General features: G+C 73.7%; 20 protein-coding genes and 1 tRNA gene. 11 read left to right on the forward strand and 10 right to left on the reverse strand.

The window, feature by feature from the left end; translation table 11 throughout:
* Positions 1 to 57 precede the first annotated feature (57 nt).
* On the forward strand, positions 58 to 2,172 hold the full coding sequence (gene glgX / locus AW27_RS06560) for a glycogen debranching protein GlgX (protein WP_037915376.1): 2,115 nt from the start codon (positions 58 to 60) through the stop codon (positions 2,170 to 2,172).
* On the opposite strand, the gene AW27_RS06565 is transcribed toward glgX, so the two are convergent.
* Entirely contained in the window at positions 2,157 to 3,485 is a 1,329-nt protein-coding gene (locus tag AW27_RS06565) for an MFS transporter (RefSeq protein ID WP_078555748.1), read from the reverse strand. The genes glgX and AW27_RS06565 overlap by 16 nt on opposite strands.
* An 82-nt stretch (positions 3,486 to 3,567) precedes the next feature.
* Here AW27_RS06565 and treY point away from each other — a divergent pair, with 82 nt between their 5' ends.
* A complete protein-coding gene (gene treY / locus AW27_RS06570; RefSeq protein WP_052029993.1) occupies positions 3,568 to 5,862 on the forward strand; it encodes a malto-oligosyltrehalose synthase in 2,295 nt (764 codons plus the stop codon).
* Between the two features lie 427 nt (positions 5,863 to 6,289).
* Positions 6,290 to 7,690: a M14 family zinc carboxypeptidase gene (locus AW27_RS06575; RefSeq protein ID WP_037915371.1), complete on the forward strand. Its 1,401-nt coding sequence runs from the start codon at positions 6,290 to 6,292 to the stop codon at positions 7,688 to 7,690.
* Between the two features lie 151 nt (positions 7,691 to 7,841).
* Here the strand turns inward: AW27_RS06575 and AW27_RS06580 are convergent, their stop codons facing one another.
* Positions 7,842 to 8,237 (reverse strand): DUF302 domain-containing protein, encoded by a 396-nt coding sequence (locus tag AW27_RS06580; RefSeq protein WP_037915369.1) that lies wholly within the window; start codon positions 8,235 to 8,237, stop codon positions 7,842 to 7,844.
* A 164-nt stretch (positions 8,238 to 8,401) separates the two neighbouring features.
* Here AW27_RS06580 and AW27_RS06585 point away from each other — a divergent pair, with 164 nt between their 5' ends.
* The 5 genes from AW27_RS06585 (at position 8,402) to AW27_RS06605 (ending at position 11,920) form a co-directional block, all read left to right on the forward strand.
* Complete coding sequence (locus AW27_RS06585; protein WP_037915366.1) at positions 8,402 to 9,769, forward strand: MBL fold metallo-hydrolase; 1,368 nt, start codon at positions 8,402 to 8,404, stop codon at positions 9,767 to 9,769.
* Between the two features lie 53 nt (positions 9,770 to 9,822).
* Positions 9,823 to 10,197, forward strand: a complete 375-nt coding sequence (locus tag AW27_RS06590; protein ID WP_037915363.1) for a rhodanese-like domain-containing protein — start codon at positions 9,823 to 9,825, stop codon at positions 10,195 to 10,197.
* The gene (locus AW27_RS06595; protein WP_037915361.1) at positions 10,194 to 10,940 is read left to right on the forward strand and encodes a sulfite exporter TauE/SafE family protein; all 747 of its coding nucleotides are present in this window, start codon (positions 10,194 to 10,196) and stop codon (positions 10,938 to 10,940) included. The genes AW27_RS06590 and AW27_RS06595 overlap by 4 nt, the downstream gene beginning before the upstream one ends.
* A gap of 80 nt (positions 10,941 to 11,020) precedes the next feature.
* Entirely contained in the window at positions 11,021 to 11,587 is a 567-nt protein-coding gene (locus AW27_RS06600) for a rhodanese-like domain-containing protein (protein ID WP_037915358.1), read from the forward strand.
* Positions 11,588 to 11,653: 66 nt separating this feature from the next.
* The gene (locus AW27_RS06605; protein WP_037915354.1) at positions 11,654 to 11,920 is read left to right on the forward strand and encodes a metal-sensitive transcriptional regulator; all 267 of its coding nucleotides are present in this window, start codon (positions 11,654 to 11,656) and stop codon (positions 11,918 to 11,920) included.
* A 92-nt stretch (positions 11,921 to 12,012) separates the two neighbouring features.
* On the opposite strand, the gene AW27_RS06610 is transcribed toward AW27_RS06605, so the two are convergent.
* Positions 12,013 to 12,576, reverse strand: coding sequence for a DUF1707 and FHA domain-containing protein (locus AW27_RS06610; RefSeq protein WP_037915351.1), 564 nt, complete (start codon positions 12,574 to 12,576; stop codon positions 12,013 to 12,015).
* Positions 12,577 to 12,687: 111 nt separating this feature from the next.
* Here AW27_RS06610 and treZ point away from each other — a divergent pair, with 111 nt between their 5' ends.
* Entirely contained in the window at positions 12,688 to 14,442 is a 1,755-nt protein-coding gene (gene treZ, locus AW27_RS06615) for a malto-oligosyltrehalose trehalohydrolase (protein WP_037915350.1), read from the forward strand.
* A gap of 8 nt (positions 14,443 to 14,450) precedes the next feature.
* On the opposite strand, the gene AW27_RS06620 is transcribed toward treZ, so the two are convergent.
* Both AW27_RS06620 and AW27_RS06625 read right to left on the reverse strand, forming a co-directional pair.
* Positions 14,451 to 15,527 carry a M24 family metallopeptidase gene (locus tag AW27_RS06620; protein WP_052030196.1) on the reverse strand — a complete coding sequence of 359 codons (1,077 nt, stop codon included), beginning with the start codon at positions 15,525 to 15,527 and terminating at the stop codon, positions 14,451 to 14,453.
* A 110-nt stretch (positions 15,528 to 15,637) separates the two neighbouring features.
* A complete protein-coding gene (locus AW27_RS06625; RefSeq protein WP_037917745.1) occupies positions 15,638 to 16,483 on the reverse strand; it encodes a LysR family transcriptional regulator in 846 nt (281 codons plus the stop codon).
* A gap of 77 nt (positions 16,484 to 16,560) precedes the next feature.
* Between AW27_RS06625 and AW27_RS06630 the strand changes: the two genes are divergently transcribed.
* Together AW27_RS06630 and AW27_RS06635 are read left to right on the forward strand one after the other, a co-directional pair.
* Positions 16,561 to 17,391, forward strand: a complete 831-nt coding sequence (locus tag AW27_RS06630; RefSeq protein WP_078555744.1) for a CTP synthase C-terminal region-related (seleno)protein — start codon at positions 16,561 to 16,563, stop codon at positions 17,389 to 17,391.
* A 73-nt stretch (positions 17,392 to 17,464) separates the two neighbouring features.
* Positions 17,465 to 17,537: transfer RNA gene (locus AW27_RS06635), tRNA-His, on the forward strand.
* 97 nt (positions 17,538 to 17,634) lie between these two features.
* Here the strand turns inward: AW27_RS06635 and AW27_RS06640 are convergent.
* From AW27_RS06640 to AW27_RS06660, 5 genes are all read right to left on the reverse strand, one after another.
* On the reverse strand, positions 17,635 to 19,695 hold the full coding sequence (locus tag AW27_RS06640) for a phosphocholine-specific phospholipase C (protein WP_037915347.1): 2,061 nt from the start codon (positions 19,693 to 19,695) through the stop codon (positions 17,635 to 17,637).
* A 196-nt stretch (positions 19,696 to 19,891) separates the two neighbouring features.
* On the reverse strand, positions 19,892 to 20,503 hold the full coding sequence (locus AW27_RS06645) for a GTP-binding protein (RefSeq protein ID WP_037915345.1): 612 nt from the start codon (positions 20,501 to 20,503) through the stop codon (positions 19,892 to 19,894).
* Complete coding sequence (locus tag AW27_RS06650; RefSeq protein ID WP_037915342.1) at positions 20,490 to 20,861, reverse strand: DUF742 domain-containing protein; 372 nt, start codon at positions 20,859 to 20,861, stop codon at positions 20,490 to 20,492. Before AW27_RS06650 ends, AW27_RS06645 begins: the two co-directional genes overlap by 14 nt.
* Positions 20,861 to 21,280 (reverse strand): roadblock/LC7 domain-containing protein, encoded by a 420-nt coding sequence (locus AW27_RS06655; RefSeq protein WP_037915341.1) that lies wholly within the window; start codon positions 21,278 to 21,280, stop codon positions 20,861 to 20,863. The genes AW27_RS06650 and AW27_RS06655 overlap by 1 nt, the downstream gene beginning before the upstream one ends.
* A complete protein-coding gene (locus AW27_RS06660) occupies positions 21,277 to 23,655 on the reverse strand; it encodes a sensor histidine kinase (RefSeq protein WP_236647426.1) in 2,379 nt (792 codons plus the stop codon). The genes AW27_RS06655 and AW27_RS06660 overlap by 4 nt, the downstream gene beginning before the upstream one ends.
* Positions 23,656 to 23,970 lie beyond the last annotated feature (315 nt).

Consider the following 23,970-nt stretch of genomic DNA (forward strand, 5'->3'; position numbering starts at 1 on the left):
CGGTCCATGCCGGATCATCCGGGACGTCTTTCGACACCGAGGGAAGAGTCGTTGTCTATGCAGGTCTGGCCGGGACAGGCGTATCCCCTCGGCGCCACGTACGACGGCGCCGGGACCAACTTCGCGGTCTACTCAGAGGCCGCACGGCGCATCGAGCTGTGCCTCCTCCACGACGACGGTTCCGAGACCGCCGTCGAACTGCGGGAGACGGACGCCTTCGTGCGCCACGCGTACCTGCCCGGCATCATGCCCGGGCAGCGCTACGGCTTCCGCGTGCACGGCCCCTACGAGCCCGAGCGCGGCCGACGCTGCAACGCGGCGAAGCTGCTGCTGGACCCGTACGCGCGGGCGATCAGCGGCCGGGTCGACTGGAACGAGGCGGTGTACGGCTACCACTTCGGCCGCCCCGACTCCCGCAACGACCTGGACTCCGCCCCGCACACCATGAGCTCGGTGGTGGTGAACCCGTACTTCGACTGGGCCAACGACCGCCCTCCGCGGCACGAGTACCACCACACCGTGCTGTACGAGGCCCACGTCAAGGGCCTGACCATGCGTCATCCCGACCTGCCCGAGGAACTGCGCGGCACCTACGGGGCGCTCGCCCACCCGGCGGTCATCGGCCATCTCACCAAGCTCGGGGTGACCGCGCTGGAGCTGATGCCGGTGCACCAGTTCGTCAACGACCACCGGCTGGTCAACGACGGGCTGAGCAACTACTGGGGCTACAACACGATCGGCTTCTTCGCCCCGCACAACGGCTACGCCTCGGGCGACCGCGGCCAGCAGGTGCTGGAGTTCAAATCGGCCGTGCGGGCCCTGCACGAGGCGGGCATCGAGGTGATCCTCGACGTGGTCTACAACCACACCGCCGAAGGCAACCACCTGGGCCCGACGCTGTCCTTCCGGGGTCTGGACAACGCTTCCTACTACCGGCTGTCGGACGATCCTCGGCACTACATGGACACCACGGGCACGGGGAACTCGCTGCTGATGCGCTCCCCCCACGTGCTCCAGCTGATCATGGACTCGCTGCGCTACTGGGTCACCGAGATGCACGTGGACGGCTTCCGATTCGACCTCGCGGCGACGCTGGCCCGCCAGTTCCACGAGGTGGACCGGCTGTCGTCGTTCTTCGACCTGGTCCAGCAGGACCCGGTGGTCAGCCAGGTGAAGCTGATCGCGGAGCCGTGGGACCTCGGCGAGGGCGGCTACCAGGTGGGCAACTTCCCGCCGCTGTGGACGGAGTGGAACGGCAAGTACCGGGACACCGTCAGGGACCTGTGGCGCGGGCAGCCGCGCACCCTCGCCGAGTTCGCCGGGCGGTTGACGGGGTCCTCGGACCTCTACCAGGACGACGGACGGCGGCCGCTGGCGTCCATCAACTTCACCACCTGCCACGACGGCTTCACGCTGAACGACCTCGTCTCGTACAACGACAAGCACAACGAGGCGAACCGGGAGGGCAACCGGGACGGCGAGAGCCACAACCGGTCGTGGAACTGCGGGGTCGAGGGTCCGACCGAGGACCCTGAGGTCCTGGCGCTGCGCGAACGGCAGATGCGCAACTTCACCGCCACCCTGCTGCTGTCGCAGGGGGTTCCGATGCTCAGCCACGGCGACGAGTTCGGCCGCACGCAGGGCGGCAACAACAACGCCTACTGCCAGGACAACGAACTGGCGTGGGTGCACTGGCCCGAGCCCGGCAAACCGGCCCCGTCGCTGCTGGAGTTCACCCGCCGCATGGTGTGGCTGCGCCGCGACCACCCGGTCTTCCGGCGGCGCAGGTTCTTCCACGGGAGGCCGGTGGAGGGCACCCACGACGAGCTCTCCGACATCGCCTGGTTCACCCCGCACGGCGAGGAGATGCGGGCGCGCGACTGGCAGGCGCAGCATGCGCGGGCGCTGACGGTGTTCCTGAACGGGGAGGCGATCTCCGAGCCGGGCAGCCGCGGGGAGCGGATCACCGACGACTCGTTCCTGCTGATGTTCAACGCGGCTCCGGAACCGCAGGAGTTCACCGTTCCGCCGGGGCACGGCGCACAGTGGCGGCTGGTGGTGGACACCTCCCGGCCGGACGTACTGCCACCCGGCACCGGGCCGCAGTACGCGGCCGGCGACCGGGTGGCGCTGACGGGGCGGTGCCTGGTGGTGCTTCAGCGGCCGGCGTAGGCGGGGTCCGGGTCCGGCTGCCGGACCGTTTCGGCGTCCGATCCGCCGGCCGGTGCACCGTTCGGCCCGCCGGCCGGCTCCGCGGGCGGCTCGCCGGCCGGTGCACCGTGCGTACGGGCGGCGGGCACGCGGGTGACGAGGGCGAGGGCCAGGCAGAGCGCGGCGGCTCCCACGGCCACGGCGAAGGCCCCGCTGGGGCCGTACCGCTCGGCGAGGCGCCCGGCGACGACCAGGGCCACGGCCTGCCCGGCGACCAGGCTGCTGGCGGCGAAGGCCATCGCGGTGGCGAGCCGGGCCGGTTCCACGGCGCGCTCGGTCAGCGCGAACGCGGTGATCAGGTGCGGTGCATAGGCGGCTCCGAGCACGGTGACGACCGCGTACAGCGGCCACAGGCCGTCGGTGACCAGCAGAGGCGCCGAGAACACCAGGGCGGCGCCGGTCGCCACCCGCCAGCGCAGCCGCAGGCCGAAGCGGGCGGGCAGCGCGCCGAGTGCGAGGCCGACGGCGGCGCTGACGATGCCCATCGCCGCGTAGACGACGGCGGCCTGGTCCGGAACTCCGAGACGGATGGTGAGCGCGGTGATGCCGGCCTGGCACGCACCGAACATCACGCCCTGGAGAGCGAGGGAGCCCCGTACGGCATGGACCACGGCGGGCGGCCGGCGCCGCCCTCCCGTGCGCCGTTCCCGCGCCGGGGAGCCGGCGGTGGCGGCGGCGGTCGGGTGCAGGGCGAAGGCGCTGCCGAAGACGGCGACGAGGCAGGCCGCGCCCGCCAGGGCGAAGGCCGGATGGGCGACCAGGGAGGCGAGTCCGACCAGGGCGGGTCCGAAGACGAAGGAGACCTCGTCCAGGGTGCCTTCGAGTGCGTGCACGGCGCCCGTGACGCCCTCGTCCGCCTGGGCGCTGCGGGCCAGGGCGACGGAACGGGTCCGGGCCAGGGGCCCGATCAGCGGCACGGAGGCCCCGGTGAGGGCGCCGACCGCGGCGAGCGGGAGGGTGGCGAGATGGGTGAGCGCACCGGCCACCAGGGCGGCGGTGGCGGCGGCGTTGACCGCGGCGGCGGCGAGGACGACGCGCCGCTGTCCGTGCCGGTCGGCGAGTCGGCCGAGGACGGGTCCGAAGAGGACCTGTCCGGTGGAGAGCGCACCTCCGACGATGCCCGCGGTGGCCAGGGAGCCGCTGGTCTGGGCGACCAGCAGGAAGCTTCCGAACTGGGACATCGCGACGGGCAGGCGGGCGAGGAAAGAGACGAGCGGGAGCAGGGGCCCGGTCAGGGCGATGACACTTCGATAGGTGCTGACGGTTCCGACCACTTGATCGACACTAACCCGACGCAGTCACTCGGATGCATTGGGTCATGGCACGGAATCCGGCAGGTTGGGTACGTACGTTCTCATGAGCCAGCCGCACCCGCCTCCCGCATCGGATTCCGATGTTCCGAAACCCGTTACCCCGACGTCGACGTACCGCCTCCAGCTGAGCCCGGAATTCACCTTCGCGGCCGCCGAGGCGGCCGTGCCGCACCTCGCCTCGCTCGGCGTGTCGCACCTGCACCTCTCCCCCGTCCTGGAGGCGGTGCCCGGGTCGGCCCACGGGTACGACGTCACCGACCACTCGCGGGTACGGGCCGAGCTGGGCGGCGAGCCCGGCCTGCGGGCCCTGGCCCGCCGCGCCCGGGAGCACGGGCTCGGCCTGGTCCTCGACATCGTGCCGAACCACATGGCGGTGCCGACGCCGCTGCGGCTCAACCGGCCCCTGTGGGAGGTGCTGCGGGACGGGCCGGGCTCGCCCTACGCCCGCTGGTTCGACATCGACTGGGAGGCCGGCGGCGGGCAGGTGGTGCTCCCCCTGCTGGCCGGACCGGTGGACTCCCGCGACCTGCGGGTCGACGGCGGGACACTGCGTGACGGGGAACAGGAGTTCCCGCTGCGGGCCGGGACGGAGGGCCTGGCGCTGCCGGAGCTGCTGGCCGCTCAGTGGTACCGGCCGACCTGGTGGCGGGAGACCTCGACCACGCTCAACTACCGCCGGTTCTTCACGATCTCGGAGCTGATCGGGGTCCGGGTGGAGGATCCGGAGGTGTTCACCGCCACCCACGCGAAGGTCCTGGAGCTGGTCCGGGACGGGGTCGCGCAGGGGCTGCGGATCGACCACGTGGACGGGCTGGCCCACCCCGAGGAGTACCTGGGCCGGCTGCGGGCCGCTGTCGGCGACGACTGCTGGGTGGTGGTCGAGAAGATCTTGGCCCGCCACGAGCGTCTGCCGGCCGGCTGGCCGGTGGCGGGCACCACCGGCTACGACGCGCTGCACCGGGTCGACGGGGTGTTCACCGACCCGGGGGGTGCCGCCGAACTGGCCGCCCGCTACGGGCGGTCCACCGGTCTTCCCCCGTGGCCGCAGACCGCCCGGGCCTGTGCGCGGGAGGTGCTGACCGGCGACCTCGCCGCCGAGCTGAGGACCCTGGAGCGCCGGGCCGGGTCGGAACTCGCCCCGGCCGTACGCGAGTTGCTGATCGCCTTCCCCGTCTACCGGCCCTATCCAGGCGAGTGCGAGCTGCCGGCGCAAGCGGTGGAGCCGGCGGCCGAGCTGGCCGGTCCGGCCGCGGTGGCCGGCGTACGGGAGCTGCTGCTACGGGACCCGGCCTTCGCCGCCCGGTTCGCCCAGACCTCGGCAGCCCTGCGCGCCAAGTCCCTGGAGGACCGGGCCTTCTACCGGTACGCGCCGCTGCTGTCGGCCACCGAGGTGGGCGGGGAGCCCGGGTGTCCGGCCGTGTCGCCCCAGGAGTTCCACGCGTACTGCGCCGTGCTGGCGCGGGACTGGCCGGACACGGGCACGGTGCTGTCCACGCACGACACCAAACGCAGCGCGGACGTCAGGGCCCGGATCTCGGCGCTGTCGCAGGCGCCGGAGCTGATGGGCGGGCCGGACCCGTCGCCGGACCCCCACCTGGCGTCGCCGGACCCCCACCTGGCGTGGGTGGCCCGCCAGACGGCTCTGGGGCTCGGCCGGGCGCCCGAGGCGGTACCGCGGCTGGCCGACGCGCTGCTCAAGGGGGCCCGCGAAGCAGCCCTGCACACCAGCTGGACCGATCGGAACGAGGAGTACGAGGCCGGCGTCCCCGAGTACGCCCGGGCCCCGCTGGACCTGCCGGCGCAGCTCGCGGAGGCGGCCCGCGCCAACCTGCTCGGCATGGCGCTGCTGCACCTGGCGATGCCGGGGGTGCCGGAGGTCTACCAGGGCGCGGAGACCGAGTACCGGGCCCTGGTGGACCCGGACAACCGGCGGCCGGCGCGCTTCCCCCGCGATGCGCTGGCACGGCTGGACGCGGGGGCCGCCCCGCAGGCCCCGGCCGAGGAGAAACTGGCCCTCACGGCAGCGCTGCTGCGGCTGCGCCGGGACCGGCCGGACCTCTTCCGCGGCTACGCGCCCGTCACGGCCGGTGGCCCGGCGGCCGACCACCTGGTGGCCTTCACCCGCGCCCCGGGTCTGCTGGTGGCGGCCACCCGGCTGTCACACCGGCTCGCGGCCTCGGGCGGCTGGCGCGACACCCGGCTGGACCTGCCGCCCGGCAGGTGGACGCCGGTCCTGCCGCCGCACGGCGAAGCGAACTCCCCCGTACTGCACGGCAGTACGATCGAGGTGTCCGCGCTGCTGTCCGATCGTCCGGTGGGCGTCTGGCTCCGCCTCTGAACCCCTGCGGCGCCGCCCGGCGCCCGCAGGGCCGCCTGGTATCCGTGCCGCACGGCCCGCCACGGCCACGGACCGGACGAACAGGCCCCGGATCGCTCCTGGAGCCGTTTCCGGAGGATGCGGCGGCGGCCGCGGGCCGAACGCTGTCGAGGAGGGGCCGGAAGAGGTCCTCGAAGGCTGCGCCGAGGGTGACGACGGGCACGGAGCGGGGTCGCCTTGCCGGGCGTGCACGCGCACCCGCCCCTCTCGCAGGCGGTCGGCGATGCCTTCCTGAGCCCGGCGGGCCACGGACTGCGCCCGCACAGGAGCGCGGTGCCCCGCCGGGCATGCCCGTGCAGCCGCTGGGCCAGGGGTTTCCCGGGGAGTCCGGGCAACTGCGGGGCCCGCACAGCAGTAGGCGGCGGGCGTGGCGGGCATGGCATCCCTTGTGACTCTCCTCCGTGACATGTGCTACCCCACACCGCATGAACTCGGGCTGGCCGCCCGCGCTCTGGCGGACGAACACCCCGGCGAGGTCCGGCTCCGCCAGGCCGGCACCTCGCGGGCCGGACGGCCGATCTGGGTGCTGTCCGTCGCGGCGACGGTTCGGGCCACCGCGGACGGCGGCCCGAGCGGCACCGCGGGCCGTGCCGCCCCTGACCTCCCGGCCGGCACGGACGGCCCCGGCCCGCTCGGCCCGCCGCGAGGGGACGCCCGCGACGTCCTCGTCGTCGCCGGAGCGCACGCCAACGAGCCCGTCGGCGGCGCCACGGCACTCTCACTCGCCCACCGGGTCCTGCGCGACCCCGCGCCGCGGGCGGGCTGCGGCTGGCACTTCCTGCTCTGCGCCGACCCGGACGGCGCGGACCTGCACCGCACGCCCCGCCCGTACTCGCTGCTGGACTACCACCGGCACTTCTTCCGACCGCCCGGACCCGAACAGCCCGAGTGGGCGCCGTCCCTCCTGCCCGGAGACCGGCTGCCGCCGGAGACCCTGGCGCTGCTGGCGCTCATCGACGAACTGCGGCCGGTCTTGCAGGTCTCCCTGCACGCCACCGACCTCGGCGGCTCCTGGGTGCAGCTCACCCGGGACATACCCGGCCTCGCGGAGCCGTTCGGCAAGTCGGCCGCGGAGCTGCACATCCCGGTGGAGAACGGGGCCTCGGACGCCGCCGGCTGGCCCTCCCCCGGGCCCGGGATCTTCGTGATCCCGGAGCCGGGGAGCGAGGCCGCCGGGGCGTTCCACCCGGAGGACACCCGGCTGAGCACCTGGTATCACGCGCACCTGTACGGCGGCACCACCGCGATCGTCGAAGTCCCCATGTGGGCCTCCGACCTGGTGGACGATCCGACGCCGCATCCCGACCCGCGCCGCGCCCTGCGGATGCTGGCCGGGCGGCTCACGGCGGACGCCGCGCTCGTCGGCGCCACCCGCGAGCGGACTCGGGGCCGGGACCGGCAGGGACCGGGCGGGCCCGGGGACCCGGCCGCGGCCCCGCTGCTGCGCGCGGTGGACTGGACGCTCGCGCTGGTCCCCCGGATCACCCGCGAATGGACCGGCCCCGGCGCACCCGCCGAGGCAACGGCGGCGTACATCGCCAGCATCGACGCCTTCGGGCGGCGGCTGTCGCTGCGTGCGGCCGCGATGCTGCTCCGGGTCCTGCGCGCCGAGGGGCATCCGGCGGCCCCCGGGCTGGAGCGGCTGGTCACCGAGTGGTGCGAGGAGTTCGCGGCCCGGTTCGGGGCCCGCTGGATCCCGGTGGCCACCCAGGTGGAACACCAGTCCCGCACCGTTCTGGCCGCCTACGACAAGCTCGTGGCGGCGCGGCGCCCCACGGGCGGGCTGTAGCGGGGCCGGGGGTTCGGGGCGGCGCCGACCGCCCCGATCGCCTTGTCGGTCCCGACTCCCCGGCCCCGACCCCACCAGCCGCGCCCCCCTCCTGACCCGCCCCCGGGAAGCCGGCATCCTCACCCGCGCCTCCTGGCCGACGTCCGGGGGCTCAGCGGCCGGGTCGGAGGGAGGCCAGCGCGGCGTCGAGGCGGCGGGTGGCCTCCTCGGCAACGCCTTCCAGGGCGGGCAGTCCGGTCAGGGTGGACATGACCGCGGGATCCAGGGCCTGAACGACGGTGCGGTCGCCGTCGGCGCGGACGACGACGTTGCAGGGCAGCAGGAGCCCGATGGTGCGGTCGGCGTCCAGGGCCTGCCGGGCCAGCGGCGGGTTGCAGGCGCCCAGGATCAGGTAGTCCTCCATTGCGTGGCCGAGCTTGGCCCTCAGGGTGGCGGTGACGTCGATCTCGGTGAGGATGCCGAAGCCCTGAGCGGCCAGGGCCTCGCGGACGGCGGCGACGGTGTCGGCGAAGCCGGCGTCGAGGTGGACGGTGCGGTCATAGCGCATGGCGCCATCCCTTCACGTCGGGGTCGGGTACGGCGGCCGGAGACTGGTGGCCGCCGGGCGGGAGAGCGGGCGCCCCCACACCGTCAAAAATACCCCCGGGGGTACCCGTGCTAGTCTCGATGCATACCCCCGGGGGTAAAAGAGCAGCCGAAAGGAGCAACCGCGTGTTCTTCATCGACACCATCGAGACCGAGGGCCTGGGAAACCGCAGCTATCTCGCCGGCGGCGGCACGACCGCCGTCGTGGTCGACCCGCCGCGCGACATCGACCGGGTCCTCTCGGCGGCAGCCCTGCGCGGCGTGCGGATCTCCCACGTGGTGGAGACCCACGTCCACAACGACTACGTCACCGGCGGCCTGGACCTGGCCCGCCTGACCGGCGCCGCCTACCTGGTGCCGGCCGCCGCCCGCGTCTCCTTCGCCCGCACCCCGGTCGCGGACGGCGACACCGTCGGCGTCGACGACGGCATCACGCTGCGGGCGCTGGCCACCCCCGGCCACACCCCCCACCACACCTCCTACGTCCTCCAGGAGGACGGGCGGATCGCGGCGGTCTTCACCGGCGGTTCGCTGCTGATCGGCTCGGTGGGCCGCCCCGACCTGGTCGAACCGCGCCTGACCGCACAGCTGGCCCGCGCCCAGCACGCCTCGGCGCACCGCCTGGCCGCCGAGCTCCCCGACGAGACGCCGGTGCTGCCCACCCACGGGTTCGGCAGCTTCTGCTCCTCCTCCCAGGCCGAGGGCGACGCCACCACCATCGGCAAGGAGAAGACCGCCAACGACGCCCTGGTCAAGGACGTCGACTCCTTCGTCGCCGGCCTGCTGGCCGGCCTGGACGACGTACCCGCCTACTACGCGCACATGGGTCCGACCAACGCCGCCGGCCCCACCCCGGTCGACCTCGCCGCTCCGCCCCTGACCGACGCCGCCGACATCGCAGCCCGCCTGGCCGCCGGGGAATGGGTCGTCGACCTGCGCAACCGCATCGCGTTCGCCGCCGGGCACGTCGCGGGCTCGTTCAATTTCGAGGCCGACGGGAAGATCGCCACCTACCTGGCCTGGATGATCCCCTGGGGCAAGCCCGTCACCCTGCTCGCCGACTCACCCGCCCAGCTCGCCGCCGCCCAGCGCGAACTGGTCCGCGTCGGCATCGACCGCCCCGCAGCCGCGGCCACCGGGACCCCCGCCGACTGGATACCCGAAGGCCACACCCCCCGCGCCTTCCCCCGCGCCACCTTCGCCGACCTCGCCGAGCAGACACCCGGCACCGTGGTCCTCGACGTGCGCCGCGACTCCGAGCGCGCCGCGGCGTTCATCACCGGATCCACCCACATCCCGGTCCACGACCTCCACCGCCGCCTGGCCGACGTCCCGGCAGGGACCGTTTGGGTCCACTGCGCCGGAGGCATGCGCGCGGGCATCGCCGCCTCCCTCCTGGACGCGGCCGGACGCGATGTCGTCGCCGTCGACGACTCCTTCGACGCCGCGGCGCGAGCCGGCCTGCCCCTCACCAGCGGCGGCCACACCCCCTGATCCCAGCCCCCGACCCCACCCCACCCCACCCCACCGACCCGGAAGGAAGGCGCATGATCTCCTTCTTCCGCCGCGGCGCCGCCCGCGGCAGCGCCCGCGTCACCCCCACCCAGGCCCACCAGCGCACCACCGACGGACACGCCGTGCTCCTCGACGTGCGCGAACAGGTCGAGTGGAACGCCGGACACGCCCCCGGCGCCGTCCACGCCCCGCTCTCCCGCCTCCTGGCCGGCGCCGCCCTGCCCGCCGCCGCCGAGAACCGGCCGCTGGTGGTGATCTGCCGCTCCGGACACCGCTCCCAGCAGGCCGCCGAACTCCTGACCGACCGCGGCGCCCAGGCCGTCGACGTCAAGGGCGGCATGAACGCCTGGGCCTCGGCCGGACTCCCGGTCGTCGACGCACGCGGAAGCAGCGGCCGGACGGCGTGAGCACGCTCCTCCTCGCCCTCGCCGCCGGAGCCGTCATAGGACTGGCCCTCGGGGCACTCGGCGGCGGTGGCAGCGTGCTGGCCGTCCCCGCCCTGATCTACCTCCTCGGCTTCACCCCGGCCGCCGCGACCACCGCTTCCCTCGTCATCGTCACCGCCACCTCCGCCACCGCCCTGTACACCCACGCCACGTCCGGCAACGTCCGCTGGAGGACCGGTGCCCTGTTCGCCGCCGCCGGCATCCCACCCGCCATCGCCACCGCCACCCTCTCCGCCCGCGTCCCCGAAGCGGTACTGACGGCCGCGTTCGCCGTGATCGCAGCCCTCGCCGCCCTCGCCATGTTCAGACCCCCGGCCACCGAGCGGCAGCCCCGGCCCGCACGGCCCGCACGGGCCGCGGGAGCGGGCGCCGGACTCGGCGCGGCCACCGGCTTCCTCGGCGTCGGCGGCGGCTTCCTCGCCGTCCCCGCCCTCGTCTCCGTCCTCGGACTGCGCATGCGCACCGCGGTCGGCACCAGTCTCCTGATCATCACCGTCAACTCGCTCGCCGCGCTCACCGCCCGGGCCGGCACCCACACCCCGCTGCACTGGGCAGTCATCGCCCCCTTCACGGGCGCGGCGATCCTCGGCGCCTGGGACGGCAAACGCCTCGCATCGAAGATCTCCGGCCCCGCCCTGCAGCGGACCTTCGCGGCCGTCCTGCTGGCCGTCGCCGCCCTCATGCTCGCCGACGCCCTCCGCTGACCGCACCGGGGCTCGACCCTCCGACCGCACCACGCCCCCCATGTCCCCCGACCCCCCACACAAGGACGGAACACCGCACCGTGCCCCATCCCCGCGCCCTCGACGCCCACCAGGCCCACAGCCGCCTCCACGAACTGGTCGTCCTCGACGTCCGCACCCCCGGCGAATACGCCACCGGACACCTTCCCGGCGCCCTCAACATCCCCCTCGACCACCTCACCGGCGCCCTGCCCGACATCCGCAAGGCCGCCGAACGCGGCGACATCCTGGTCGTCTGCGCCTCCGGCGCCCGCTCCGAGAGCGCCTGCAGGACCCTCGCCGACGCCGGCGTCACCACCGCCACCCTCGCGGGCGGCACCACCGCCTGGGCCGACGGCGGCCACCCCCTCCACCATCCCGAAAGCAGCCGCAGCACCTGGGCCATGGAACGCCAGGTCCGCTTCACCGCCGGCGCCGTCGTCCTGACCGGCCTCGCCCTCGGCCGCCTGCGGCCCGCCTTCCGCCTCACCTCCGCAGGCATCGCCGGCGGCCTGGTCTTCTCCGCCCTCACCAACACCTGCGGCATGGCGGCCCTCCTCGCCAAACTCCCCCACAACCGCCCCCGCCAGGGCGACCTCGAAGCCGCCCTCGCCTCCCTCCGCGGCTGACCCCACCACCCACCCATACCCCCTGGGGTACCATGGAGTGATCGAGCACAAGCCCAGGAGGCACCGGTGAAAGTCGACGAAGAAGCCGTCAGCGCAGTCCTCAACCGGCTGCGCCGCGCACAGGGCCAGCTCGCCGGAGTCATCGCCATGATCGAAGCCGGGCGCGACTGCAAGGACGTCGTCACCCAGCTCGCCGCCGTCTCCAAAGCCCTCGACCGCGCGGGCTTCAAAATCGTCGCCAGCGGCATGCGCCAGTGCATGGCCGACGCCGACGCGAGCCAGGCCCCGATGTCCGAGGAAGAACTCGAAAAGCTCTTCCTCGCCCTCGCCTGAACCCGCCCCCCCCTGCCCGACGCCCGCCCGGCGCGAGCCCCCCGCCCGTGGGCCGGGCAGGCCGGACCCGGGAGGGCTCCCGGGTCCGGGGCTCAGCCCGCCGAGAGGCGGAAGGTCATGTTCCCGAAGCTGACCTGGTCCCCGTCCCGGACGACCGCGGAGCCGGTCACCCGGCGCCCGTTGACACTCGTCCCGTTGGTGGAGCCGAGGTCCGTGAGCACCCACACCCCGTCGCGCAGGCTCAGTTCCGCGTGCGCGCGGGAGACGGTCTCGTGGCTGAGCCGCAGCCCGTTGTTGGGGTCGCGGCCGATCCGCAGGGCCGCCGCGCTCGGATGCGGCAGCAGCAGCTTGGGCAGCCGCTCGGCGTTCCAGGCGCGACGAACCCCGGCGGACACCGCCGAGACCCGACCCACCCAGCCGAACAGCCGACGGATCCAAGGGCTTTCGGCGGCCTCCCTGGACCCGAGGTCGGAAGTGAGGACCGCGAGGTCCTCGGAACGGCGGGCCACCAGGGCGAGTTCCATGCGGCGTATGAAGGTGTCGTGGGACAGCTTGCCGAGGGCCGCGCCCTCCCTGAGCTGGCCCAGCGCGCAGTCTCGCTCGGCGTCCGACAGCCGCGGCGCGGGGAAGGCAGGAAGTTCGAAACTCGACGTCACAGGGTGATTGTCGGCCCGTCGGGGGCCGAGTGTCCAGAACTCCCCCGCCAGGGGCGGAATGATGGGCACGATGAGCACGCTGGACGCCGCCGACAGACGAGGGGACCGCCCGTGCAGTTCGAGGTGTGGGCACCGCTGACGGGCCGGGTCGCACTGCGACTCGACGACGTGACGTACGACATGGCACCCGATCGTGAGCGGGACGGCTGGTGGACGGTACAGGCGCCCGCCGGGGACGGCAGCCGCTACGGCTTCCTCCTGGACGGGGACACCCTCCCGCGGCCCGATCCGCGCGGCCGGCGGCTGCCGGACGGCCCCGACGGGCTGTCGGCCGTCGTCGACCTCGATGCCCTGGCCCCGCAGTCCGCACCGGCCGGCCCGCAGCCCCTCCCGCTCCAGGACGCCGTCCTGTACGAGCTCCACATCGGCACCTTCACCCCCGAGGGCACCTTCGACGCGGCCGCGGCCCGCCTCGGCCACCTCGTCTCCCTCGGCGTCACGCACGTCGAGCTGATGCCGGTGTGCTCCTTCTCCGGCCGGCACGGCTGGGGCTACGACGGGGTCGCGCCCTGGTCGGTGCACGAGCCGTACGGCGGCCCGGCGGGCCTGGCCCGGTTCACGGCAGCCGCGCACGCGGCCGGGCTCGGCGTGGTCCTCGACGTCGTACACAACCACCTCGGACCCTCCGGCAACCACCTGCCCGCCTTCGGCCCGTACTTCACCGACACCCACCACACCCCGTGGGGCGCCGCGGTGAACCTCGACGCGCCCGGCTCCGACGAGGTGCGCGCGTACCTCACCGGCAGCGCACTGGCCTGGCTGCGCGACTACGGCATCGACGGGCTGCGGCTGGACGCCGTCCACGCGCTGGCCGACGGACGTGCGCTGACCTTTCTGGAAGAGCTGTCCGCGGCCGTGGACGCGCTCGCCGCGGAGACCGGCCGGCCGCTGTTCCTGATCGCCGAGTCCGACCGGTGCGACCCGCGCACCACCACCCCCCGCGCCACCGGGGGCCTGGGGCTGAACGCCCAGTGGAACGACGACTTCCACCACGCCCTGCACTGCGCGCTGACCGGTGAATCCCAGGCGTATTACGCCGACTTCGCCGAGGCACCGCTGGCCGCCCTGGCCAAGACCCTGACCCGGGTCTTCTTCCACGACGGGACCTGGTCCTCCTTCCGGGGCCGCACGCACGGCCGGCCGGTGGACCACCGCCGGACCCCGGCCCACCGGTTCGTCGGCTACTCCCAGACCCACGACCAGATCGGCAACCGGGCGCTCGGCGACCGGCTCTCGGCGTCGCTCTCCCCCGGGCTGCTGGCCTGCGCGGCGACGGTGGCGCTGACCGGGCCCTTCGTACCGATGCTGTTCATGGGCGAGGAGTGGGGCGCCCGCACCCCGTGGCAGTACTTCACCGACCACCCCGATCCGGGGCTCGCCGAGGCCGTACGGGACGGCCGGCGCCGGGAGTTCGCGGCGCACGGCTGGAAGGCCGAGGAGATTCCCGACCCGCAGGACCCGGCCACCCGGGACCGTTCCTGCCTGGACTGGTCGGAGCCCGAACAGCCGGTCCACGCCCGCCTGCTGGACTGGTACCGCACCCTGGTCGCGCTCCGCCGCACCCACCCGGACCTGCGCGACCCGGACCTGGCGGCGGTCCGGGTCGCCCACGACGAGGAGCGGCGCTGGCTGACCTTCCGGCGGGGCGACGTACGGGTGGCCGTGAACCTCTCCGCCGAGCCCGTGACGATCGCGCTCGGCCGCAACGGAGTACGCGTGCTGGCGTCGTGGGAGCCGCTCGGACACCCCGGTCCGGACGGACGGATCCACCTCCCCGGCGAGTCGGCGGCGGTCCTCGGACCCTGAGCGAAGGGCTACTCCACGACAGCCAGTTCGCGCGGGGCGTCGTTCAGGCGGCGCCCGCCGTCCTCGGTGACGGTCACGATGTCCTCGATGCGCACGCCGAACCGGCCCGGCAGGTAGACGCCCGGCTCCACCGAGAAGCACATGCCCGGCACCAGGGGCTGCTCCTCGCCCTCGACCATGTACGGCGGCTCGTGGGTGGTGACGCCGATGCCGTGGCCGGTGCGGTGGATGAAGCGGTCCCCGTACCCGAATCCGGTGATCACCGCACGCGCCGCCCGGTCCACCTCCTGGCAGGGGACACCGGGCCGGACCGCCGCGAAGGCCGCCTGCTGGGCCTCCCGGACGACATCGTGGACCCGCTGCTCCTCGGCGGTGGGCTCGCCCACGTGCACGGTGCGGGAGAGGTCCGAGCCGTAGCCGAAGCGCAGACCGCCGAAGTCGAGAACCACCATGTCGCCGTGGCGGATGACCCGCTCGCCGGCCTCGTGGTGCGGGTCGGCGCCGTTGGGGCCGGAGCCGACGACGGTGAAGTCGACCTGGGAGTGGCCGTGCGTGCGCAGCAGGGCGGCCAGGTCGGCGGCGACCTCCGTCTCCCGGCGGCCGGCGAAGGGGAGGTGGAGGATCTGCGCGTAGGCGGCGTCGGCGGCTGCTCCGGCCGCGGCGAGGCGCTCCAGCTCCCGCGCGTCCTTCACGGCGCGGAGCATGGGCAGGCAATCGGTGAGCGGTGTGTAGGAGCTGTTCGGCAACTGCCTCTGGAGTCCGAGGAGATGCAGGGCCCAGGTGTTGTCGCTCACCCCGAAGCGGCCGCGGGGGTCCAGCAGCGGGGCGGCCAGGGCGCAGGGGTCCTTCCCGTCGGCCCAGTCGCGCAGGGTCAGCGCACCGGCTCCGGGCGCCCGTGCCGCGTCGGGGGCCTCCAGGGCGGGCACGACAAGCACCGGGTCCTTGCCGGCGGCGAGGATGAGGAGGGTCAGCCGTTCGGTCTCGGCGGTCGGGCGGTATCCGGTGAGGTGGGCGAGGTCGGGGCCGGCGGCGATCAGCAGCCCGGCGAGCCCCGCCTGCGCTGCGCTCCGCGCGGCTGCGGCCATACGGGCGGCGTAGTCGGCCGTGGTGAAGGGCGCCGGGCCCGCGGTGCCGGCGTCGGTGTCGGTGTCGGTGTCGGTGCCGGCGTCGGCGTCGATATCGGCGATGTCATCGGTCATACGGGGGATCCTGCCGTGAGCCGTGCGGCCAGAGCGGCGGCCGCGCCGGTCGGGGCGCCGGGCGAGAGCAGTTCCGTACGGTGCACCAGGCGCGGGGCGGACAGCGGTACGGCGACCCCTGCGCCGGCGGCCTCGGCGACGCGGAGCGGGAGCAGTGCGAGACCGTGCCCGGCGACGGCCAGGGCGCAGAGGGCGAGCAGGTCGGTGCCCTCGTAGCGGACGGAGGCACGGGCGGCGGTGAGCGGCAGGCCAACGCCGGGGGCGTCGATCCAGCGGGCGTCGCCGAGGTCGTCCAGCCGGACGGCGGCCCGTCCGGCGAAGGGGTGTCCCCCGGGCAGCAGCACGGCCAGTTCCTCCTCCGCCACGCCCTTCACGGTGAGCGGTGCCACGTCGGGCAGCCGCAGCGGATCGCTCGGCGCGGCCGGGCCGTCGACCAGTCCGAGGTCGCAGCCGCCGGTGGCCACGGCGGCGGGAACCTCGGCCGGGGGCAGCACGCGCAGGGTGACCCCGGTGGCGGGCAGGGCGGCGAGCAGCCGGGGGCTGACGGCGAGCGGGGAGGCGGCGAGCGTGACGTGCCCGGGCGGGGCGGCGGCCAGCCGCAGCACGTCGGCCCGGGCGGCATCGAGCCGCAGCAGCAGCGGGCCGGCATGCTCCAGCAGCCGCACGCCGGCCGGGGTCGGTGCGACGGGGCGGCGGGTAAGGAGCTCCGCCCGCAGGTCGCCTTCCAGTGCGGCGATGTGCTGGGAGACGGCGGACTGGGTGTAGCCCAGCTCGCGGGCGGCTCCGGAGAAGGAGGCGAGCCGGGCCACGGCGACGAAGGTACGCAGCAGGTGCGGGTCCATGGCCATCAGGATCACTTATCGCAGGTGCAGGAACAATCGTTGGCGCTGAAGCAGGCGGCGGCCACACGATGATCTGCATGACCACCGCACACACCGCACACTCCGAATACTCCGAACACACCGCAGGCACCGCGGCCCTCACGGGCACCGGGGTGGCGCGGATCGCCCTCGTCGGCGACCGCTCCCCGCACGTGAAGTCCCACACCCGGATCCCGGTCCTTCTCGACGCCCTCGCCACCCGCGACGGGCTGGTCCTCGACGCCTACTGGATCCCCACCGGCGACGCCGCGGCCGAGGCGGCCGCCGGGAACCTGGCGCGCTTCGACGCCGTGTGGGTGCTGCCGGGCAGCCCGTACGCCAGCGAGGCCGGGGCGCTGGCCGCGATCCGGGTGGCCCGCGAGGAGGGCATCCCCTTCCTCGGGACCTGCGGCGGCTTCCAGCACACCCTCCTGGAGTACGCCCGGTCGGTCTGCGGGCTGGCCGACGTCGCGCACGCCGAGAACGACCCCGGGGCGCAGGACCTGCTGATCGCCCCGCTCGCCTGCTCGCTCGTCGGGCACGAGGGCCTGGTACGGGCCGAGCCCGGGTCGCTCGCCGAAGCCGCGCTCGGCGCGGAGCGGTCCACGGAGCGCTACCACTGCACCTACGGGCCCGCTCCGCGGCACCTGCCGACCCTGACCGCGCACGGGCTGCGGCTGTCGGGGCACGACGAGGACGGCCAGGTGCGCATCGCGGAGCTGCCCGGGCACCCCTTCTTCCTGGCCACGCTCTTCCAGCCGGAGCTGGAGGGCGACGGCAGCAGGCCTCACCCGATCATCAGGGCACTCGCCGTCGCGGCCGCCCGGCACGCCGCCGGCCGCCGCGGTTGGAACTCGACGCGGCCGGCCGCGAGCCGGGCGGACGGATAACGCGTCGCAGGACCACCCCGCAGATCGGCTATGCTGTGCATGCACATCGACGGGCGGTCCGCCGCCCCTCGTGGTGGGTGTAGCTCAGTTGGTAGAGCACCTGGTTGTGGTCCAGGTGGCCGCGGGTTCAAGTCCCGTCACTCACCCTGATCCCCCGGGGTACGAGGTCTCCTCGTACCCCGGGGGTTTTTCGTTGGTCCGGCGGTCCCGGGGCGCGGCAGCCGCCGGCGCCGCCGGACCGGATCAGGCGGTCCTGATCGCCGGGTCGGAGATGCCGGGTTCGCCGGTCTCCACGTGCCCGGCGAAGCGCCGCAGGAAGGTGGTGTCGAGGTCGGAGACGACCTCGACGTCGTACCAGCGGCCGGTCGCACCGAGGTTCACGGTGTGGGTGACCGTGCCGCCGGCCGCGATCCGGAAGGTCTGGGCCGCCCCGCCGTAGGCGTTGGCCACGGTGAGGTTGACCGCGGCCGTGCCGGAGTTGGTCATCGTCAGCGCCAGGTCGCCGGTGGCGCTCACATGGCGGGCCGTGACCTCGGGCCCGGCCTTCTTCGCGGGGCCCTTGAAGGTGCGCAGGAAACCGTTGGGGCCCCATACCGTCAGGTCGATCCGGTTGCCGCTGGAAGTGCTGGTGGACCAGGTGTCCGAGAGCGTCCTGCCGGCCTCCACCGTGTAGGGCCAGGGGCCGTCCGTGCGATGGCCCGAGGTGCTGTGGAAGTGGGCGCCGAGGGTCGGTCCGGAGGCGAAGGTCAGGGTGAACTTGCCGGTGGAGACGGTGCGGGCGCCGTCCACGTACGGGACGTAGCCGAGCGCGCGGGTGGGCTTGGACCCTGCCTCCTGCGGCGGCAGGGTGCCGGTGGCGGGGGGCGTCGGGTGGTAGGAGGGGTGCCGGTCCCGGTCCGCCGGGATGTACGCGGCCGTGGACGGTAGCGCGGCGGGGGCGGTGTCGGCCCGGGTGAAGTCGAAGGCCGAGGTCAGGTCGCCGCAGACGGCGCGGCGCCACGGGGAGATGTTCGGCTCCTGCACCCCGAAGCGCTTCTCCATGAAACGGATCACCGAGGTGTGGTCGAAGGTCTCGGAGCAGACGTAGCCGCCCTTGCTCCAGGGGGAGACCACGATCATCGGGACGCGCGGGCCGAGCCCGTACGGGCCGGCCGTGTAACCACCGCCGCCCGGGTAGAGGTCCTTCGACACGTCGGCGGTGGACAGGCCCCAGGCGGCGGAGGCCGGCGGGTAGGGCGGGACGACGTGGTCGAAGAAGCCGTCGTTCTCGTCGTAGGTGAGGAACAGGGCGGTCTTCGCCCACACCGCCGGGTTCGCCGTGAGCGCGTCCAGGACCTGCGAGATGTACCAGGCGCCGAAGTTCGTCGGCCAGTTGGAGTGTTCGCTGAACGCCTCGGGGGCGGCGATCCAGGACACCTGCGGCAGGGTGCCGTTCACCACGTCGGCACGCAGTCGGTCGAAGTAGCCCTCGCCCGCCTTGACGTCGGTGCCGGTGCGGGCCTTCTCGTACAGGGGGCTGCCGGGCCGGGCACTGCGGTAACTGTCGAAGTACAGCAGCGAGTTGTCGCCGTAGTTCCCGCGGAAGGCGTCGTTGATCCAGCCCCAGGAGCCGGCGGCGTCCAGGCCGTCGCCGATGTCCTGGTAGATCTTCCAGGAGATCCCGGCCGCCTCCAGGCGCTCGGGGTAGGTGGTCCAGCCGTAGCCGGCCTCCTGGTTGCCGAGGACCGGGCCGCCGCCCTTGCCGTCGTTGCCCGTGTGACCCGACCAGAGGTAGTAGCGGTTGGGGTCCGTGGCGCCGATGACGGAGCAGTGGTAGGCGTCGCACACCGTGAAGGCGTCGGCGAGGGCGTAGTGGAACGGGATGTCGTTCCGGGTCATGTACGACATGGTCGTGGCCGTCTTGGCCGGGATCCACTGGTTGTACTTGCCCTTGTTGTAGGCGTACTGGCCGCCGGCCCAGTCGTGGTTCAGGCCGGTCAGGAACTGCATGCCGAGGTCTTCCACCTGCGGGTGGAACGGCAGGACGTCCTTGGTCCCGTTCGGCTGGTGGAAGACCGACGTGCCGTTGTCCTGGAGCACCGGCCGCGGGTCGCCGAAACCGCGGACCCCCTTCATCGCGCCGAAGTAGTGGTCGAAGGACCGGTTCTCCTGCATGAGGACGACGATGTGCTCGATGTCCTGGATCGTTCCGGTGGTGCCCTGCGCCGGGATGGCGGCGGCCCGCGCGATGCTGTCGTTCAGCATCGCGAAGGCGGCGGTGCCACCGGCTATCTGCAGGAACCTGCGGCGGTCGAGTTCTGCCATGGGATGTCGACCTCTGGGGTGAGGGGGAGTCGAGGGGCGCCCCAAGGACAGCGGCCCTCGGGTACCGGCCGGAGATGCCCCCGTGACACCACGCCGTACACCTGGAGAACGGACGGCGTTCCAGCGGCACCGCGCCGCCCGCCCGGCGGCCCGCCGCTGCCGGAGCGGCGTCCCGGCCTCGCGCCCCCGGTGGCGGTCAGCCGGTGACGGCGGCCGGGGGCTGTTGCGCCTTGTCGATGAGCACGTCGAGCAGGGCGAGCAGGGAGGCGCGGACGTCCGTACGGGAGCGGGCGTCGAGCATCAGGACGGGGGTGTCCGGGTCGCGCAGGTGCAGCGCTGCCGCGATCTCCTCGGCGGTGTAGGGCTGTTCGCCGTGGAAGCAGTTCGCGCCGACCACGAAGGGCAGGCCGCGGCTCTCGAAGAAGTCGATGGCCGGGAAGCTGCGGTCCAGGCGCCGGGTGTCGACCAGGACGATCGCCCCGAGAGCACCGCCGAGCAGGTCGTCCCACATGAACCAGAAGCGTTCCTGGCCCGGCGTGCCGAACAGGTAGAGGACGACTCCGGCGTCGGTGAGGGTGATCCGGCCGAAGTCCATCGCGACGGTGGTGAGGGTCTTGGACTCGATGCCGTCGAGGTCGTCGACGCCGACGCCGGCCGCTGTCAGCCGTTCTTCCGTCCGCAGCGGCTCGATCTCGGAAATCGTCTGTACCAGGGTGGTCTTGCCGACCCCGAAGCCGCCGGCGATGAGGATCTTGACCGGGGCCGGTTCCCGGGAGGAGGGCGGGGCGGGCGTGTCATATCCGGGCAAGGTTGTCCCTGATTCTCATGAGCAGGTTGACATCGGTGGTGTCGGACGCCGCCAGGGGCGGCCGGTGGCTGATCAGCCCGCGGTCCGCGAGTTCGCCGAGGAGCAGCGTCATCGGTGTGAGGCGGATGTTCATCCGCGCCGCGATCTCCGCGACCGCGCGCCCGCCCGGCGGCGCGCACATGACGAGGATCTCCTGCCACTCGGTGGGCAGTCCCCCGTGCGCGTCGCCGGCGACCGCCGCCGTGATGGTGGTGTCCATGGTCAGGACGGTGTGCTCGGCGGCCGTACGTCCGTCGGTGAGGGCGTACAGCCGCGTACGGCGGCGGCTCGCGGGCTGCGGCGGCTCGTCCTGCGGCATTACGCGTTCGGTGCCTGGCCGCGCTCGGGGGTGCCCAGCCATTCGCCGAGCGCCTGCGCGGTGCGTACGGCCTCGCCGCCGAGCTCGCCGAGGCGCGCCTTGCGGGAGGTCACCACGATGAGCGTGCTGCCCTCGCCGCACCCGACGATGCAGAGGTACCTGTCGTCCATCTCGACGAGCTGGCGGATGACGCGGCCACCGTCGATCTCCCGGGATATCGCCTTCATCGTGGAGGCGATGCCGGAGGCGGCGGCCGCCATGCGCTCGGCCTGGGGCTGGTCCAGAAGGTAGTCGCTGAGCCTGATGCCGTCGTTGGACAGGAGCACGGCGCCCTGGATGCCGGCGATCCTGCTCAGGTTGTTGTCGAGGACGCTGTAGATCGCGTCGTTGGATGCCGCGGTGTTCGATGAGGTGGTCATGGCTGATCCCGTCGGAGCTCTTCTTCCACTGTCTGGGTCCCCTGTTCGTAGTCCGCCCAGGCGTCGGCGACCTCTTCGGGCGTCGCGGTGTCCTGGGGGACCTGTGCTTCCGGCGCGTGGGGCGCGCGCAGTTGGTCGGCTATGTGGGTCTGCGGGACCCGCTCGGGGAGGGCCGGCCGCGTCGGGGCGGCCGCCGGGGCGGGCCGGTCCGCGAGGGCGGTGGCGGGTGCGTGCCGCGGCGTCCTGGTGCGGCGGCTGGGCAGTCCGGCGCTGGTGTGCGCCACCGGCTCGGGCACCGGCTCGGGCTCGGGCTCCTGCTCGGTCCCCTGCTCGTGCTCGGTGCCGGGCGCGGTCCTGGTGGCGGGCTCGTCGGAGCGGACCGGTACGGGGTCCGACGGGGCCGGAGCGGACCCGGGGGCCGCCGCCGGGGCGGGCACCTCGGCAGGGGAGGCGGGTCGGCTGCCGGCGCCCTCGCTCGGGGTCTCCCCCTCGCTCGGGAGCAGCAGGTGCGCGGGCAGGATCACCACGGCGCAGGTGCCCCCGTACACCGAGCGGCGCAGGGTGACCGTGGCTCCGAGCTGGTCGGCGAGGTGGCCCACGACGAAGAGGCCGAGGCGGTGGGCGTTCTGCGCGAGGACGGAGTACGGCGGGGCCTGGTGCAGGCGCCCGTTCATCTCCTCGTACCGCTCCGGGGAGACCCGCGGGCCGCGGTCCTCGATCTCGACGGACAGGCCGTCCGCCACCAGTTCGGCGCGGATGACCACCTTGGACTTCGGCGGGGAGAACCGGGTGGCGTTGTCGAGCAGCTCGGCCAGCAGGTGGCTGATCTGACTGATGGCGCCCGGTTCCACACTGGTCTCGTCCAGGGCCTGCCGCTCGATGCGGCGGAAGTCCTCGACCTCCGCGGCGGCTTCGCGCAGCAGGTCGGCGACGCGCATGGGCTCGGTGTGCGGGTCGGGGACCTCGCCGCCCGCCAGGATCAGCAGGTTCTCGATCTGCCGCCGCATGCCGACGGTCAGCTGGTCGGACCGCATCAGCTGGGCGAGCAGTGCCTCGTCGTGGCCGAAGGCGTCCTGGAGGTCCTCGGTGAGGCTCAGCTGGCGGCTGACGAGGTTTCCGGTGCGGGAGGCGATGCCCGAGGCGAACAGGCCGAACCCGTGGCGCTCGGCGGCGAGCCGGCGGTGTCCGTCCACCGACACGGCGACGGCCCGGGCGAAGGCGTCGCTGATGCGTCCGACCTCGTCCCGGTCCCCGCTCACGGCCGGCAGGACCTCCGGGTCCACGCTCTGTCCGTGCTGGAGCCGGGCGACGACCTCGGGGAGGGTCTCCTCGGCCACGGTCACGGTGCGTTCGTGCAGGTCGTCCAGGCGGCGCAGGACCGACCGGGTGGTGAGCACGACCACGATGACGACGGCGAGGAGCCCGCCGCCGCTGCCGGCTATCAGCCAGGCGACCTCGGCCTGCAGTTCTGCGGCCTTGGCCTCGCCGCGGGCGAGCACCGAGCGCGCCAGGTCGATGTTGAGCGTGGTCATCTGCACGGAGAAGTTGGAGTGCGCGGACGACCAGTCGGCCACCTCGCCGGGGAGTTTGACGCCCGAGACGGTGTCCTTGTGCCCGGAGAGGACGGCGTTCTCGATGCGCGTCTTCGCCTGCCAGTCCTCGGAGCCGACGACCCGCTCGTAGAACCGCTCGTCCCGCGCCGTCAGATGCGGCACGATCAGCGCTTCGTGCAGGTAGCGCTGGGCTCCCAGGGAGCTGACGAACTGGTCGTAGCCGACGAAGCCCAGTTCCCCGGACGGCCCGGCGAGGGCCAGGACGGTGTCCTCGCGGGCCACCATCTCGGTGGCCTGGAGCATCGAGACCACGGGGCGGCTCGCCTGGGCGAGTTCGGCGTCCTCCGCGTGGCTGAATTCCTGCTGGTAGACCTGGATGACCTTGCCGATGACGTCGGAGTAGTAGGCGAGGGTGCTGTCGGCGGCACCGCTGCGGGTGTCGGCGCGCTGGCGGTAGGCGGCCAGTTTGTCGAGCGGCCGGGTCACTTCCGTGAAGGACCGTGAGGGATCGTCGGCCAGCGCGCGGAACTCGGCCGCGGCGGAGTCCGTGGCGGCGCGCCGTACGCGCAGCTCCCCCTCGGACCCGGCGGTGCCCGCCCACAAGGAGGCGGTCGCCGTGCGCTCCGCCTGCATGTCGACCATCAGGGTGTAGAGCGGGGCTCCGACCCGCTCGGCGGCCTCCAGGTCGGCCCGCAGTTGGGCCGACTGCTCCAGCAACCGTTGTGCGGTCACCGTGACTTGGGTGCCCATCGCCACGGTGGGAACCACTGCCAGCCAGATGAGGAGGGTGCGCAGGCGCACGGTGCGCCAGCGACGCGGCATCGGCCGTCCTCTTGCGCCTTCGGGTTCTATGGGAGACATCGGTCCTCGGGAGCGGGGGCGTGGGGACGTCGGGGGTGGCCGAACGGCCGGACCGGGCACGGCACTGCGGAGGGGACTGCCACAACCGGTGTGGTGGTGACGGGATGTGAGGGGCCGATCATAACCAGACAGACGGAGGAATCGGATAGGTGTCTTCACCGGCCGACCGTGCTATCTCCGTTGGATCGTCCCAGGCCAGAGACCGGATCGGAATCGAACCGCGACGTCCCCGACATCAGGGCGGCCCGATTCCGGCCAGCCGCCCCTCCGGTCGCA

The sequence above is a fragment of the Streptomyces sp. PCS3-D2 genome (genome assembly GCF_000612545.2).
Lineage (GTDB): Bacteria > Actinomycetota > Actinomycetes > Streptomycetales > Streptomycetaceae > Streptomyces.

What these genes read in the sequence shown, in the direction of transcription:
- AW27_RS06655 (WP_037915341.1), bottom strand. Translation starts at nt 21,280, where the DNA reads ATGACCACCTCATCGAACACCGCGGCATCCAACGACGCGATCTACAGC.
- AW27_RS06660 (WP_236647426.1), bottom strand. Translation starts at nt 23,655, where the DNA reads ATGCCGCGTCGCTGGCGCACCGTGCGCCTGCGCACCCTCCTCATCTGG.
- AW27_RS06650 (WP_037915342.1), bottom strand. Translation starts at nt 20,861, where the DNA reads ATGCCGCAGGACGAGCCGCCGCAGCCCGCGAGCCGCCGCCGTACGCGG.
- AW27_RS06625 (WP_037917745.1), bottom strand. Translation starts at nt 16,483, where the DNA reads ATGGACCCGCACCTGCTGCGTACCTTCGTCGCCGTGGCCCGGCTCGCC.
- AW27_RS06580 (WP_037915369.1), bottom strand. Translation starts at nt 8,237, where the DNA reads ATGCGCTATGACCGCACCGTCCACCTCGACGCCGGCTTCGCCGACACC.
- AW27_RS06630 (WP_078555744.1), top strand. Translation starts at nt 16,561, where the DNA reads ATGACCACCGCACACACCGCACACTCCGAATACTCCGAACACACCGCA.
- AW27_RS06590 (WP_037915363.1), top strand. Translation starts at nt 9,823, where the DNA reads ATGATCTCCTTCTTCCGCCGCGGCGCCGCCCGCGGCAGCGCCCGCGTC.
- AW27_RS06640 (WP_037915347.1), bottom strand. Translation starts at nt 19,695, where the DNA reads ATGGCAGAACTCGACCGCCGCAGGTTCCTGCAGATAGCCGGTGGCACC.
- glgX (WP_037915376.1), top strand. Translation starts at nt 58, where the DNA reads ATGCAGGTCTGGCCGGGACAGGCGTATCCCCTCGGCGCCACGTACGAC.
- AW27_RS06620 (WP_052030196.1), bottom strand. Translation starts at nt 15,527, where the DNA reads ATGGCCGCAGCCGCGCGGAGCGCAGCGCAGGCGGGGCTCGCCGGGCTG.
- treY (WP_052029993.1), top strand. Translation starts at nt 3,568, where the DNA reads ATGAGCCAGCCGCACCCGCCTCCCGCATCGGATTCCGATGTTCCGAAA.